Below are 591 nucleotides of genomic sequence, written 5' to 3'. Positions count from 1 at the left end.
GGTTGGTGCTGAGGTGCGGGTGGGGGTGGTGTTGGAGCGGTCGGTGGAGGTGGTGGTGGTGATGGTGGCGGTGTGGAAGGCGGGGGGTGTGGTGGTGCTGGTGGATCCGGCGCATCCGGTGGAGCGGGTGGGGTTGGTTCTTCGGGAGGCGGCGCCGGTGGTGCTGGTGACGTCGTCGGTGGTGCGGGATCGGCTGACTGGTTCTGCTGGTTCTGCTGGTTTGTTGGAGGGTTTCGCGGGTTCGGTGGTGCTGGTGGATGAGCCGGATTCCTGGGATGCGGCTGTTCCTGGCGGGTCGGCTGCGGCGGGTTCGGTGTCGGCGGGTCCGGTGGGCCTGGACGCGGCGGCGTATGTGGTGTTCACGTCGGGGTCGACGGGTCGGCCGAAGGGTGTGGTGGTGTCGCATCGGAGTCTGGCGAATCTGGCGGTGGCGCATCGGGTGGCGGTGGTGGAGCCGGCGGTGGCCCGGGCGGGTGGCCGGCGGTTGCGGGTGTTGAATGTGTTGTCGTTTGCGTTTGATGGTTCGGTGGATCCGCTGGTGTGGATGTTGGCGGGGCACACGATGCATGTTCTGCCGGGTGGGTTGATGGG

Annotated in this window: 1 protein-coding gene; it reads left to right on the top strand. The window is 68.0% G+C overall.

All coding sequences use genetic code 11. From position 1 onward, the window contains the following. Positions 1-43: 43 nt before the first annotated feature. On the top strand, positions 44-591 hold a 548-nt coding region (locus NBZ83_RS32520), incomplete at its 3' end, for an AMP-binding protein (RefSeq protein WP_261576554.1).

Source organism: Frankia gtarii (assembly GCF_025403375.1).
GTDB classification, from domain to species: domain Bacteria; phylum Actinomycetota; class Actinomycetes; order Frankiales; family Frankiaceae; genus Frankia; species Frankia gtarii.
Note: the sequence above shows the minus strand (reverse complement) of the source record. Positions and strands in the feature narration are given on the sequence as shown.